This window comes from Campylobacter gastrosuis, from assembly GCF_030249845.1.
Lineage (GTDB): Bacteria > Campylobacterota > Campylobacteria > Campylobacterales > Campylobacteraceae > Campylobacter_A > Campylobacter_A gastrosuis.
Genome location: NZ_JANURM010000014.1, coordinates 39280 through 52012, shown reverse-complemented (window position 1 = coordinate 52012; position 12733 = coordinate 39280). Strand labels below are relative to the sequence as shown.

Genomic DNA, 12733 nt, shown 5'->3' with positions numbered 1-12733 from the left:
GAGCTGGAATTATATAAGAGTAATGCTTAAATAACGCTTAAATTTATTAGAAAAAATGAGAAAATTTTAAAAAAGATTTTTTTGGGTGGGGGAGGGAGGGTTAAATATATATAATGTAAGTAAAATTTGCAAAAATAAAATTTTTAACTATTTTTGGCTAGAATTTTGCAAAATTTTAAAGGACAAAATTGATAGAAATTTTAATCACAAACGATGATGGATATGAGGCACAAGGGCTTTTAGAGCTTAAAAAAGCACTTTTAGAAATTCCAAACACGCACGTTACAATAGTCGCTCCAAGCACTGAAAAATCGGCTTGTGGGCACTCTTTGACGCTTACAAAACCGCTTAGATTTATTAAGGTTGATGATGATTTTTTCAAACTTGATGACGCCACGCCAAGCGACTGTGTCTATCTTTCGCTTCACGCACTCTTTGTTAAAAAGCCAGATTTAATCATCTCTGGCATAAATCACGGCGCAAATTTAGGCGAGGATATCACCTACTCTGGGACGTGTGGGGCGTGTATGGAAGGGGTTTTGCAGGGCGTTAAAAGCATTGCATTTTCGCAGTTTTACAAAAATAATTCGCTAAACGAGCTTGGTTTTGATTTGGCTCGTGATGTCGTTAAAAAAGTCGTTAAAAAGGTAATTAGTGGCGAAATTTCGCTCCTTAATAGGCAGTTTTTAAACGTAAATATCCCAAGCGTCGCAAAAGCCGATTTTAAGGGCTTTCGTGTGGTAAAAGCTGGGCTTAGAAAATACGGCACCGAGGCGGTTTTAAACCGAAATCCGCGTGGAGTTGAGTATTTTTGGCTTGGCAACGCTAGGCTTGATTTTATCGCACAAGATGAGCCGAGCGATTTAAGCGAGATAAACGCTGGTTTTGCCACACTAACGCCGATAAAACTTGATTTAACAGCATATGAAAGTTTAGAAAATTTACAAAGGGCATTTAATGGATAAAATTGACAGATTTACACGTTCGCGTTGGCTTTTTGGCGATGATTTTACAAGGTTAGAACAGGCAAAAATTTTAGTTTGTGGCGTTGGCGGCGTTGGCGGTATGTGCCTTGACGCGCTTGCTCGTGCTGGGGTCGGTAAGATTGTTGCGATTGATAAGGATGTTTTTGACATCACAAATCAAAATCGCCAAATTTACAGCGAAGCAGTCGGTAGTGTCAAGGTCGGCGAATTTGAAAAACGCTACGAAAGCGTGAGTGCAATTCGTGAGCTTATCACGCCGGAATTTATTGAGAATTTTGATTTTAGCGAGTTTGATTTGGTTATTGACGCCATTGATGATATGACTGCAAAGGTTGCTCTTGCAAACAAAGTAAGCCATAAGCTCATCGCCTCAATGGGCGGTGCAAAACGCATTGACGCCACCGCCATAAAGGTAGCTTCGGTGTGGAAAACTCACAGCGACCCTTTGGCTAGAAAATTTAGAAACGAGCTTAAAAAATCGGGTTTTAAAGGCGATTTTGAAGTCGTGTTCTCAACCGAACTGCCACGCTGTAAAGTGCTTGGCAGTTTTATGGGTGTAACTGCCGTTTTTGGGCTAAACCTAGCAAGTCTAGCTGTAAAAAAACTACTTAAAATTTAGCTATTTTGACAACTTTTAGAACAACCAAAAAATCCCTTTAATGGGATTACTATGGTTGCAATCGCTACGTAAAAAACGATACCAAACACCGCTGCCATCGCAAAAATAACACTTAAATCAGCCAGTGTTGAGTAAAGCCTAAACTGCTCTAAATAATCAATTAAAAACCAAAGCCCTACGCCAAGTGCTATGCTAAACACATAAAATGGTAGTGAAAATATGAATCTACACATAAAAAACCTCCAAAAATTTTAAGGATTTTATAAAAAATCCATTTTAATTTACCTTAAAACCGCCACCAAATGCTCTAAACACGCCAACGGCAGCCTGATTTGCGTTTAACTTTGCATTAATCTGACTAATTTTTGCATTTAGCAAATTTCGCTGAGCATCAAGCAAATTTAGATGATCAATGTAACCAGCATTGTATTGAGCGTTTATAAGATCGTAAATTTGACTTTGAGATGATAAAAGCTCGTTTTGGTGGGTTAAAATTTCATCGGCATTTTTTCGCGTATCAAGTGCGACCTTAACATCGCTAAGTGCCGTTTTTACTGCTTTTTCGTAAGTTAAAAGACTAATATCTTGACTAAGTTTAGCTAGTTTTACATTATTTGATGTCTTGCCATAATCAAAAATCGTCTGAGCAAGTGAGCCACCAAGCGACCACGCACTCGCACTCGGTATAAAAAGCCTATCAAGCTCATTTGAGCTGTAACCAAACATACCAGTTAGCGAAAGTGTAGGAAAATAAGCGGCTTTTGCAACGCCAACTAGGGCATTTTTGCTTTTTAAATTTTCATAAGCACTTGCTACATCACTACGTTTTAAAAGCACATCTGAGCTAATGTCGGCGTCAATTTGTGGTGCGTTTGGTAAATTTTCAGTAGTTTTAATAACCGCTTTTAAAATTTCATCGTTGCTTTTGCCGGCTAAAATTGCAAGTGCAGTTGCCGTTTGCGTAATTGATGTTCTTACCTCATTTAAGCCGATTTTTGCACTCTGCACTGAAGCTACGCTTTGTAGATAAACATCTTGCGTGATTGAGCCAACTTCAAGCTGTTTTTTGCGATAATTCATCGTATCTTCATAGCTTTTTAAAGAGTCAATATAAACCGCTTCTTGCATTTTTAGGGCGACTAGCGAAAGATAGCTATTTGCCGTATTTGAAGCAATACTTAATTTAGAAGCGTTATAGTCATATTCACTTGCCTTTAAAAGTGCATTATTTGAAGCAATTGTATTTCTTACCCTGCCCCATAAATCAATCTCGTAATTTAACGCCGTATTTAGCGAAAAGCCAGCTTTTGAGTTGGTATCAACACCATTTGCTGACCTTGTAGCTTGTCCGTTTAGACCTAAATTTGGTAATAAATCAGCCTTTGAATTTTTAAGACTAAGCTCTGCTTGTTGCAAATTTATATAAGCAACCTTTAAATCTATATTGTTTTTTAGTGCCTCTTCAACAAGAGAATTTAATCTCTCATCGCCAAAACTCTGCCACCATTTATCGCTAATTTGCGTTGTTTCGTATTTATATTCAAAACTCGTATCAACACTTGGAATTTCAGGACGAAACGAGCAACCAGCCACAAACAAAGCCAGTAAAAAAACTATAAAATTACGCATCTTTTACCCCTTTAAATTTTGCGTTTAGCTTTTCAAGTAAATAATAAAATAGCGGGACGAAAAATATCGCTATCGTAGTCGCTGCTATCATACCGCCAATTAGTCCAGTTGCCAGTGAGTGGCGTGATGCTGCACCTGCTCCGCTTGAAATAACCATTGGGAAAATTCCAAGTGTAAATGCAATAGATGTCATCACAATAGGGCGAAAGCGAAGTCTAGCAGCATTTATGGCAGCATCAAAAATCGCCCTGCCCTTTTCACGCTCAGCCATTGCAAACTCAACAATCAAAATGGCGTTTTTAGCCGAAAGTCCGATTAAAAGTAACAATCCGATTTGAAAATATATATCATTTTCTAGTCCTCTTGCGTAGGTTGCCACAAGTGAGCCAAAAACCGCAAAAGGCACGGCTGTAATAACCGCAAGTGGGATTAGCCACCTCTCATACTGGGCTGCTAGGATTAAGAAAACAAATATCATACCAAAGATAAATGCCGTTGAGCCAGCACCGGTTGAGTCCTTTTCTTGATAAGCCGTGCCAGACCAAGCCACTGCATACTCATCTGGACTTAGCGTTTGTCTAACAACCTCTTCAATGGCGTTTAATGCGTCGCCAGAGCTATAACCAGGTGCTGGTTCGCCCATAATTTTTGCAGCTGGGAAGAGGTTAAATCTCTCAACCAAATCCGCACCCATACTTCTTGTAAGCGTGGCGACTGCGTTTAGTGGCACCATATCGCCTTTGGAATTTTTAATAAAAATATTTCTTATATCATCGGCTGAATTTCTAAAACTCTCTTTTGCTCTGACATAAACCCGATAAGTCTTGCCATACATTGAAAAATCATTGACATAATATCCACCAATTGTCGCTGCTATTGTTGAGAAAATATCACTTTTGCTAACGCCTAGCAAATTTGCCTTATCCTCATCAATGTGAATGTCATATTGTGGAAATGTCGTATCTAGCGTGGTTCTAACACGAGTTAGCTCTGGACGTGCATTTGCAGCAGCGACCACTTTTAGCGTGTCTTGTTCTATCTCATTATAGCTTTTACCACTTCTATTTTGCAAATACATATCAAAACCGCCAGTCATTGATAATCCCATAATCGGCGGTAAATTCATAACAAAGCTAAGGCTCTCTTTGCTCGGTGCTAACATACCACTAAATGGTCCAACAAGGCTAAAAATTTGATCCTTTGGCGCCTTTCTCTCACTCCAATCTTTAAGCTCAATAAATGCAATACCAGCATTTTCACGAAGCACTGATGAGAGCATATCAAAACCAGCAATCGCCGTAACGCTTTTTACATTTTCATTTGATAAAAATTTAGCTGAAATTTCTTGCATCTCTTTAATCGTCCTTTGAGATGAAGATGCCGACGGCAACGAAGTAATCGCCATAGCATAGCCCTTATCTTCATAAGGCACGAGCGAGCTTGGTAGAATTTTAAATAGCCCAACCATTGACCAAATAATAACGCCAACGATGATAAGGCTTGGGATTACGTGGCGTAAGACCTTTGCGACACCGGTCGAGAAAACACCAGTACTCCAATCAAAAAAGTCGTTAAATTTCTTGACAAACCAAAACGGCTCTGAGTGTTGGCGTTTTAGCATAACTCCACAAAGTGCTGGCGTGAGCGTGAGTGCGACAAATCCAGAGATACAAACAGAAGTAACAAGCGTAAGTGCAAACTGCTTTTGAATAACGCCAACAAAGCCCTCCATAAACGACACCGGCACAAAGACCGCTGAAAGCACAAGCACGATTGAAATTACCGGCGTGGTAACCTCCTCCATTGCCTTTATTGTCGCCTCTTTTACGCTTAAATTTGGCTCTTCGTGCATAATCCTCTCAACGTTTTCAATAACAATAATCGCATCATCAACAACAATACCAATTGCCAAAACTAGGGCAAAAAGCGTGATTAGATTTATACTAAATCCGAGTGCGTAAAATCCAGCAAATGTGCCAATAATTGAAACCGGCACGGCAAGCATAGGGATAATAGTCGCCCTAAAACTCTTTAAGAACATATAAATTACGATTAAAACCAAAAGCATAGCTTCACAGAATGTCTTAACGACCTCTTCAATTGAAATTTCAACGAATTTTGTCGTATCGTATGAAACGTAGTGTTTTAGTCCGGCTGGGTAGTTTTTGCTTAGCTCATCAAGCTTAGCCCTTATAAGTCCCATTGTTTCAACGGCGTTTGCTCCGTTTTGTAAATTTAAAAGCATTGGCGCCATTGTTTCGTTGCTTAAAAACGACTGCGTTGAGTAGTTTTGAGAACCTATCTCAATCTCGGCAACATCTTTTAAACGCAAGATATTGCCATCGTTATCGGCACGAAGGATTATGTTATTAAACTGCTCTGGACTTTTAAAACGTCCGTCTGCTTTGATACTATAAACATATGGTGTTTCGCCTTGCATTGGTGCTTCGCCGATTTTGCCGGCTGCGTATTGGCTATTTTGCACCTTTATGGCACTTAGCACTTCTGAAATGCTTAGGCTATATTTTGAGAGCAAATCTGGCTTAATCCAAATTCTCATCGCATAATCTTTGTTGCCAACGATATTGACATCACCCACGCCCTTAACACGCTTAATCTCATCGGCGATATTTAAAATCACGTAGTTTGAAAGCTCGGTTGAGCTCATATTTGGATTTGTAAATGCCACAACGCCAAGAATTGAGCCACTTCGCTCACGCACGGTAACGCCAATTTGCTGAACTTCATCTGGCAAACGCGAAAGTGCGGCTTGAACCCTGTTATTTACATCAATTGTCGCCTGTTTTGGGTCGGTGCCGATTTTAAAATAGACACTTAAACTCATTGAGCCAGATGAGCTTGAAACGCTTTGCATATAGATCATATTCTCAACGCCATTTACCTGATCTTCAATCACAGAAGCAACGGTGTTTGCGATGACGTCGGCGTTTGCACCAGTGTAGGTGGCACTTACGCTAACTTGTGGAGGCGTAAGCTGTGGATACTCCTCAACTGGCAAACCTCTCATCGCCATAAAACCGCCGATAACTATGATAATAGAGATAACACTAGCAAAAATCGGGCGATTTATAAAGAATCTTGAAAACATTACTTGCCGTCCTTAATCGTAGCATTTACTGGTGCGCCAACGCCGATTTTGCTAAAATTGTTTAAAATCACCTGATCGCCGTCGTTAATACCACTGCTAATAATGGCGTTCATTGAGGTTTGATATGCGATTTTTATCGGCTTTTTAGCCACTTTACCCTCGCTTACGACTAGGACATAAGCGGTTGTCGTGTCTTGTTTGATTGCAATTTGTGGCAGTAAAAAGCTATCTTTTTGCACAAAGCCGTCCATTAAAATTTTAGCAAATGAGCCCGGCAGTAGCTTACCGCTGTCGTTTTTAAACTCGGCTTTTGCCAAAACACTGCCCGTGTTTGTATCAACTAAATTATCTATAAATTTTACCCTGCCACTGAAATTTTCGCCGTTTAAAAGCAAGGTCGCATTCGTATCAAGCTGCACCCACGTGCTGTTTTCAAGATTATTTATCCTATCAAGATTTGCACTATCAGCGATATAAAACCTAGCCTCAACCACATCAGTCTTGCTTAGCCTTACAAGCTGGGTAGCACTAGCACTCACATAAGCGCCGACATCTACTAAATTCTCGCCAACAACACCGCTAAATGGGGCTTTAACCTCTGAATATTCTAGGTCAAGCTCAGCTAATTTTGCGTTTGCCTTTGCACTAGCTAAACTTGCGGCTGCGTTTTCGTAGTTTGAAACGGCTGCGTCATACTCTTTTTGGCTTGTGGCACTTTGTGAGTAGAGCTTTTTAACACGCTCAACCTCGTTTTTTGCAGATTTTAGCGATGCTTGTGCTTGTGCGATCGCTGCCTTTGCGACATCGTAGTTTGCGTTAAATTTATCCTGTTCAATCACAAAAAGCACGTCGCCTTGCTTTACATAATCACCAGCTTTGAAATTTTGAGCCGTGAGTGTGCCTGAAACCTTTGGCGTAAGCACGACGTCTTGGGTGCTTTCAAGCCTTGCTGGATACTCAAAGCTCATCGGATTATTTGCCTTTTTTGCGACCAACACATCAACTGGTGCTGGTGGCATTTGTTGCTGTGTTTGAGCTGTTTGTGCCTTTTTCTCAAACAAATCACAACCACTAAACGCTACGGCTAAAAGCCCAGCTAAGGCGATTTTGCCTAAATTTGCATTCATAAAATTCTCCTGATTTTTTATTTGTATCTTAGATTACACTTTTTAAAGGCTGGATTATACATTAAAATTGTGAAATAAATGTTAAATTATTTACAAATTCCAGCCAAAAATAGCTCAACCATAGCACTAATATCTTTTTCTTTTTGCTCTTTTGTGGCTGGTGCTATGCTACTTTCGCCCATTAATAAGGCACTTATATGAAGTGGCTCTCTGATTAAAGCACAAAATTTATGTGCTAGAAGTTCGCTACTTGCTAGATTTTTTAGCTGTTTTTTAATCTCAACTTTTTCAAAAAAGTCAATTAAAATTTGCATAATTTTTGAGATTATGCTCTTAAATAAAATCTCGCCCAGCTCCTTATTTTTGTAGCTTTCTGAGATGATTATTCTAGCAAAGGCGATATTTTGCGGTTTGTAAAAAATTTCAATGTAAGCAAGTGCGAATTTGTATAAAAACTCACGCAAATCGGTGGTGTTTTTTAGGTTTTCATCGTAGTTAAGCTGGTCGTAAAAATCGCTAAATTTCTTATCCAAAACCGCGCTAAACAGCCCTTCTTTGTTGTTAAAAAATTTATAAATGCTAGCCAGCGAGCCACCACTTTTTTGCACGATATCGCTAAGGCTAGTGCCTTCATAGCCGTTTTGTAAAAACAGCTCCAATGCCGTTTCTACAAATACATCACGCCTTTTTTCGCCCTTTTTTGAAATTTTCAATGTTGCGCTTTTTAGGATAGACAAAAATCGCCTCTCGCTTTGCTCTAATTGTTGCATTTTCATCAACGGCATAAGCGTTTATTGTGATTTTTATCGGCGTATCTTTTTGTGTGCTTAGCCCTAAATTTTTAGATTCAAGCGTTACGACTACACGTTTTTTTGCCCCAGCTTTTATATCAACTGGCTCGGTTGGCGATGAAATTTTAATGTTTGTGTCGTTTGTGTCAAAAAAGTAAGAGTGTGCGTTTTTATCGGTATTTTGAAACAAAAATATGTAGTTATTTTCAACATTGCCATTTTGATTTATCTCGTAAAGTTCGGTTGAGCGGTTGATATTTAAAAGCATATTCTCCTTTTTGCCGCTCATTAAAAATAGAGCCACACCAGCCACACAAAGCACGATAAAATAAGCAATCGTCCTAAATCTAGCGTATTTTACCTTCTCTTTTGTCAGGATAGAATTTTCGCTAGTCCAGCTAATTAACGATGGCTTATTAAGTCGCCCCATCACGACAGAACAGGCGTCAGCACATTCAAGGCAGTTAATACAATCAAGCTGCATACCCTTTCTAATATCAATGTGAGTTGGGCAAATTTTGACACAGGCCTCACAATTTATGCACTCTTTTAGGCTGTTTTTTAGCTCGGTTTTTTCAAATTTATGTCCGTTTTTATAAACCAAACCGCCACGGCTATCATCATAAATTACCTGCATTGTGTCGTTATCAAACATAACCGACTGAACCCTAGCGTAAGGGCAGATATAAACGCAAAATTTCTCAGCCAAAAAGACAATATCAAAGATAAGCCAAAGCGTGATGAAAAACAAAATTCCTATTAATGTTTTATGTTCGGCTGGGTTTGATAGGTAGTTAAAAAAATCCTCTGGTGGCACAAAATACCACATAAAATTTGAAGCAGCAATGAATGAAACAACAGCCCAAATTCCAACGCCAAATGCCTTTTTAAAGCCGTCTTGTGCTGGGGTTTGCTTATTTTTTATGCTCTTTCTAATGTTTAAAATTTTTGTTTGGATTAGATCTCTGTAAATCACGCGAAACATCGTTTGAGGACAGCTCCAACCGCACCAAACGCGACCGCCAAGCGTAGTCATAAAAAAGATAAACAAAAACAAAAATATGAATAAAAACGGCATTAAGTAAAGCTCTTGCATATCAAAACGCACAAAAAATAGGTGAAGCTCCTTTTTATCAAAGCTTAGCAAGAAAAAATGCGTTGCGTTTATCTGTAAAAATGGTAAAAACATCGCAATACAGGTGATTAGAGCAAATACTAAATATCGTTTTTTTGCATACATTAAACAGCCTTTTGTGAAAATTTGAAACACAAGGGCTAATTTTAGTCCTATCTAGCTTAAATGTGCCTAAAAAGGATTTACTATCATCACCCAAATAATGATTAACATTGCGATTGTTGGCACCTCGTTATAAGCCCTAAAAAACATACCATTTTTCTTGCAAGTGCCGTTTTTTAGCTGTTTCATAAACACGCCAAGGCTAAAATGATAAACTGCCATTAAAACAACGACTAAAATTTTAAGATGAATGTGTCCGGTTTTTAATAAATCTGGCATTGCAAGAAGTATTAAAATGCCCGTAGCAAACGAGCCAATAATCGCTGGATAGCCGATATATTTATACATTTTAAACTCCATAACCTCAACGACCTTAACGTAATCTGGCTTGTCCATATTCTCAGCGTGATAGACGTAAAGTCGTGGCTGATAAAAAAGCATTGCCATCCACGAAATGAAAAAAATGTAGTGTAAAAATTTAAAATAAAGGTAGTATTCTGCCATTTTAGCTCCTAAATAAAATTTCTTTTCTAGCTTCAAGCTCTGCCTTGCTAATCTCGCCACGCTCAAAAAGCTCGTAAAGCTCCCTTAAATCATCGGCTTTATCTCTGATTTTTAGCTCGTCTTTGAGCTTAGTTTTTTGTAAATTTTCATCAACAATCTTACCGACTAAAAACACATCAATAATCCACCAAATGCCCCAAATCGCCCAAAAAAACCAGCCGACTAAAAATACAAAGGTAGCAGAGCCTAAAAACCAAAGCCCCATCATCAAAAAGCCACTTATAAATTTACCAAGATAGAGCCTGTGAGCCCCTAACCAGCCTAGAAAAAACCAAAGCCCATATGCGATATATACGTTATTCACGCACTCTCCTTTTAACAAAACCCCTTAAAATCAGCACAAAAACGGCGACATTAATGATAACATCTGCTAGATTAAAGATAGCAAACTCAAACCACTTGTGCCAAAATACGTAATCCACGACACCGCCGTGCATAAAGCGGTCAATGATATTTGAGCACCCAGCACCAAAAATCGCCCCAAGCTCAATCGGGTACTCTCCAAGTAAAATTTTCTCATAATAAAGATACGAAAACGCAGCCAAAACCAGCAAAATTTGAATAAATTTTAGCCACTCGCCAAGAGAGGCAAACATAGAAAAAGCCACGCCCCTGTTATATGTAAGCACAAGGTCTATAAACTCGCTTTTTGCATGAAAATTTGTAGCCACAAAAAACCACTTCACCGCTTGGTCAGCCACAAGAACAGCAAAAAACGAAAGTGCAAAAATAGTTAAAATTTTACGCATTTAAGGCTTTTATGAAAAATTTTTCAACCTCAGCCATACGCTTTTCAACCAAGACCTGATTTTTGCCTTCTAGCAAAAGGCGGATTAAATTTTCAGTGCCTGAGTAGCGAAATAATGGGCGAATTCCCTCTTTTTTTAGGCTGTTTTCAAGCTCACTTAAACCTGCAATTTTATCCAGTGGCTTTTTATCAACGACCTTTAAATTTAGCAAAATTTGCGGATACGGCGTGATTTGACTAAAAATTTCACTCGCTTTTTTGCTATTTTTTAAAAGCATAGCAACAACCTGCATCGCTGTTACAAGTGCGTCACCAGTCTTTGCAAAGTCGCTAAAAATCACGTGTCCGCTCTGCTCTCCGCCAAAATTTACGCCCTCTTTTTTCATCATTTCAAGCACGTATTTATCGCCGACATTTGAGCGTAAAAGCTTGATTTTGTGCTTTGATAAATAGTCTTCAAGCGCGGCATTGCTCATTATTGTAGCCACGACAGCACCGCCTTTTAAAAGCCCTTGCTCTTTTAAAAATGTCGCTAAAACACCAAGCAAAATATCGCCGTGAATAACCGCCCCACACTCATCAACGACCACGAGCCTATCGGCGTCGCCGTCAAACGCAAAGCCAATATCAGCACGAAGTCTTTTAACCTCACTGGCTAAATTTTCAGGATGAAGCGCGCCACAGCTTTGGTTGATATTTGAGCCATTTGGCTCGTCATTTATCACGATAACATCGGCTCCAAGCTCACTAAAAATAGTCGGAGCGACCTTGTAAGCAGCGCCGTTTGCCACGTCTAGAACGACACGAAGCCCCTTTAAATTTAGCTGTTTTGGGAAGGAATTTTTAATCTGGACAATGTAGCGTCCCATAACATCATCAATCCGCTTGTTTGAGCCAATTTCAGTCATTGTTTTTTGAGCATTTTCTATCATCTCATCATCGTAAAAAATCGCCTCAATCTCGCTCTCAACAGCCTCTTCAAGCTTATCGCCGTTAAAATCAAAAAATTTAATGCCGTTATCATAATATGGATTATGGCTAGCACTTATCATAATCCCAGCGTCACAACGCATATTTTCGGTCAAAAACGCCACAGCAGGGGTCGGCATAGGGCCAATTTGCAGGACGTTATACCCCACAGCCGTAAGCCCAGCAACGATTGCCGTTTCTATCATATAGCCCGATTTTCTAGTGTCTTTGCCAACTAAAATCACATTCGTGCTTGAATGCTTTCTAAAATAAATTCCAGCCGCCATTGCTAATCTCATTGCCGTTTGAGCTGAAATTTTCTCACCAGCTTTGCCACGAACGCCGTCAGTGCCAAATAGTTTCATTATTTTTATCCTTTTTCTGTTTGTCTTTTTCGTTTATGCTTTGTTGCTCTGTTTTAAATTTTAAAATTTCATAACGAAGCATATCGCACCAAGAAACCTTTTTGAGCCTTGCGAAAAAAGGAATTCTTGTGCCGATAGGGCGTTGCGTTCTATGCTGAGTTATGAAATTTTAAAAACTAGGGCAAAATTTTCGCTGATTTTATCAAAATCCACTTAAATTTTTGTTTTAATTAAACCTCACTTAAATTAAGTGTCATTTAAATATATTTTTAGTAAAATCGGCAATTTAAAATTAAATCCAAAAAAGGTAAATTTATGGCAAATCACAAATCTGCTGAAAAAAGAGCAAGACAGACAATCAAAAGAACAGAGCGAAACAGATTTTACCGCACAAGACTTAAAAACATCACAAAAGGCGTTGTGGTAGCTGTTGAAGCAAAAGACTTAGCAAAAGCAGAAGAGGCTTTAAAACTAGCAAACAAAAGCTTTCACAGCTTCGTAAGCAAGGGCTTTTTGAAAAAACAGACAGCTTCACGCCGTGTAAGTCGCCTTGCAAAACTTGTAAATTCACTAAAAATCGCATAAATTT

Annotated in this window: 13 protein-coding genes; 3 read left to right on the top strand and 10 right to left on the bottom strand. The window is 38.9% G+C overall.

The window, feature by feature from the left end; translation table 11 throughout:
* The first annotated feature begins 188 nt into the window (after positions 1 to 188).
* Both surE and NYG85_RS09235 read left to right on the top strand, forming a co-directional pair.
* Complete coding sequence (gene surE, locus NYG85_RS09240; RefSeq protein ID WP_284938222.1) at positions 189 to 965, top strand: 5'/3'-nucleotidase SurE; 777 nt, start codon at positions 189 to 191, stop codon at positions 963 to 965.
* Positions 958 to 1605: a tRNA threonylcarbamoyladenosine dehydratase gene (locus tag NYG85_RS09235; RefSeq protein WP_284938221.1), complete on the top strand. Its 648-nt coding sequence runs from the start codon at positions 958 to 960 to the stop codon at positions 1603 to 1605. The genes surE and NYG85_RS09235 overlap by 8 nt, the downstream gene beginning before the upstream one ends.
* On the opposite strand, the gene NYG85_RS09230 is transcribed toward NYG85_RS09235, so the two are convergent.
* From NYG85_RS09230 to glmM, 10 genes are all read right to left on the bottom strand, one after another.
* Positions 1602 to 1838, bottom strand: coding sequence for a hypothetical protein (locus tag NYG85_RS09230; RefSeq protein ID WP_284938219.1), 237 nt, complete (start codon positions 1836 to 1838; stop codon positions 1602 to 1604). The two genes, NYG85_RS09235 and NYG85_RS09230, sit on opposite strands and share 4 nt — an antisense overlap.
* A 43-nt stretch (positions 1839 to 1881) precedes the next feature.
* Positions 1882 to 3234: an efflux transporter outer membrane subunit gene (locus NYG85_RS09225; RefSeq protein ID WP_284938218.1), complete on the bottom strand. Its 1353-nt coding sequence runs from the start codon at positions 3232 to 3234 to the stop codon at positions 1882 to 1884.
* A complete protein-coding gene (locus NYG85_RS09220) occupies positions 3227 to 6343 on the bottom strand; it encodes an efflux RND transporter permease subunit (protein WP_284938216.1) in 3117 nt (1038 codons plus the stop codon). The genes NYG85_RS09225 and NYG85_RS09220 overlap by 8 nt, the downstream gene beginning before the upstream one ends.
* Complete coding sequence (locus NYG85_RS09215; RefSeq protein WP_284938215.1) at positions 6343 to 7470, bottom strand: efflux RND transporter periplasmic adaptor subunit; 1128 nt, start codon at positions 7468 to 7470, stop codon at positions 6343 to 6345. Before NYG85_RS09215 ends, NYG85_RS09220 begins: the two co-directional genes overlap by 1 nt.
* A gap of 86 nt (positions 7471 to 7556) precedes the next feature.
* A complete protein-coding gene (locus tag NYG85_RS09210) occupies positions 7557 to 8183 on the bottom strand; it encodes a TetR/AcrR family transcriptional regulator (RefSeq protein ID WP_284938214.1) in 627 nt (208 codons plus the stop codon).
* Positions 8149 to 9501, bottom strand: a complete 1353-nt coding sequence (ccoG, locus tag NYG85_RS09205; protein WP_284938213.1) for a cytochrome c oxidase accessory protein CcoG — start codon at positions 9499 to 9501, stop codon at positions 8149 to 8151. Before ccoG ends, NYG85_RS09210 begins: the two co-directional genes overlap by 35 nt.
* A gap of 66 nt (positions 9502 to 9567) precedes the next feature.
* Entirely contained in the window at positions 9568 to 10002 is a 435-nt protein-coding gene (gene hemJ, locus NYG85_RS09200; protein WP_284938212.1) for a protoporphyrinogen oxidase HemJ, read from the bottom strand.
* Between the two features lies 1 nt (position 10003).
* Positions 10004 to 10366, bottom strand: coding sequence for an NINE protein (locus NYG85_RS09195; protein WP_284938211.1), 363 nt, complete (start codon positions 10364 to 10366; stop codon positions 10004 to 10006).
* Positions 10359 to 10811, bottom strand: coding sequence for a signal peptidase II (gene lspA / locus NYG85_RS09190; protein ID WP_284938210.1), 453 nt, complete (start codon positions 10809 to 10811; stop codon positions 10359 to 10361). Before lspA ends, NYG85_RS09195 begins: the two co-directional genes overlap by 8 nt.
* On the bottom strand, positions 10804 to 12144 hold the full coding sequence (gene glmM, locus NYG85_RS09185) for a phosphoglucosamine mutase (protein WP_284938208.1): 1341 nt from the start codon (positions 12142 to 12144) through the stop codon (positions 10804 to 10806). The genes lspA and glmM overlap by 8 nt, the downstream gene beginning before the upstream one ends.
* A 315-nt stretch (positions 12145 to 12459) precedes the next feature.
* Between glmM and rpsT the strand changes: the two genes are divergently transcribed.
* Complete coding sequence (rpsT, locus tag NYG85_RS09180) at positions 12460 to 12729, top strand: 30S ribosomal protein S20 (RefSeq protein WP_284938206.1); 270 nt, start codon at positions 12460 to 12462, stop codon at positions 12727 to 12729.
* The last annotated feature ends 4 nt before the right edge of the window (positions 12730 to 12733 follow it).

Bases quoted from the DNA above. Each gene is read 5' to 3' on its own strand.
- NYG85_RS09235 (WP_284938221.1), top strand. From the start codon at position 958: ATGGATAAAATTGACAGATTTACACGTTCGCGTTGGCTTTTTGGCGAT.
- NYG85_RS09230 (WP_284938219.1), bottom strand. From the start codon at position 1,838: ATGTGTAGATTCATATTTTCACTACCATTTTATGTGTTTAGCATAGCA.
- NYG85_RS09225 (WP_284938218.1), bottom strand. From the start codon at position 3,234: ATGCGTAATTTTATAGTTTTTTTACTGGCTTTGTTTGTGGCTGGTTGC.
- NYG85_RS09220 (WP_284938216.1), bottom strand. From the start codon at position 6,343: ATGTTTTCAAGATTCTTTATAAATCGCCCGATTTTTGCTAGTGTTATC.
- NYG85_RS09215 (WP_284938215.1), bottom strand. From the start codon at position 7,470: ATGAATGCAAATTTAGGCAAAATCGCCTTAGCTGGGCTTTTAGCCGTA.
- ccoG (WP_284938213.1), bottom strand. From the start codon at position 9,501: ATGTATGCAAAAAAACGATATTTAGTATTTGCTCTAATCACCTGTATT.
- hemJ (WP_284938212.1), bottom strand. From the start codon at position 10,002: ATGGCAGAATACTACCTTTATTTTAAATTTTTACACTACATTTTTTTC.
- lspA (WP_284938210.1), bottom strand. From the start codon at position 10,811: ATGCGTAAAATTTTAACTATTTTTGCACTTTCGTTTTTTGCTGTTCTT.
- glmM (WP_284938208.1), bottom strand. From the start codon at position 12,144: ATGAAACTATTTGGCACTGACGGCGTTCGTGGCAAAGCTGGTGAGAAA.
- rpsT (WP_284938206.1), top strand. From the start codon at position 12,460: ATGGCAAATCACAAATCTGCTGAAAAAAGAGCAAGACAGACAATCAAA.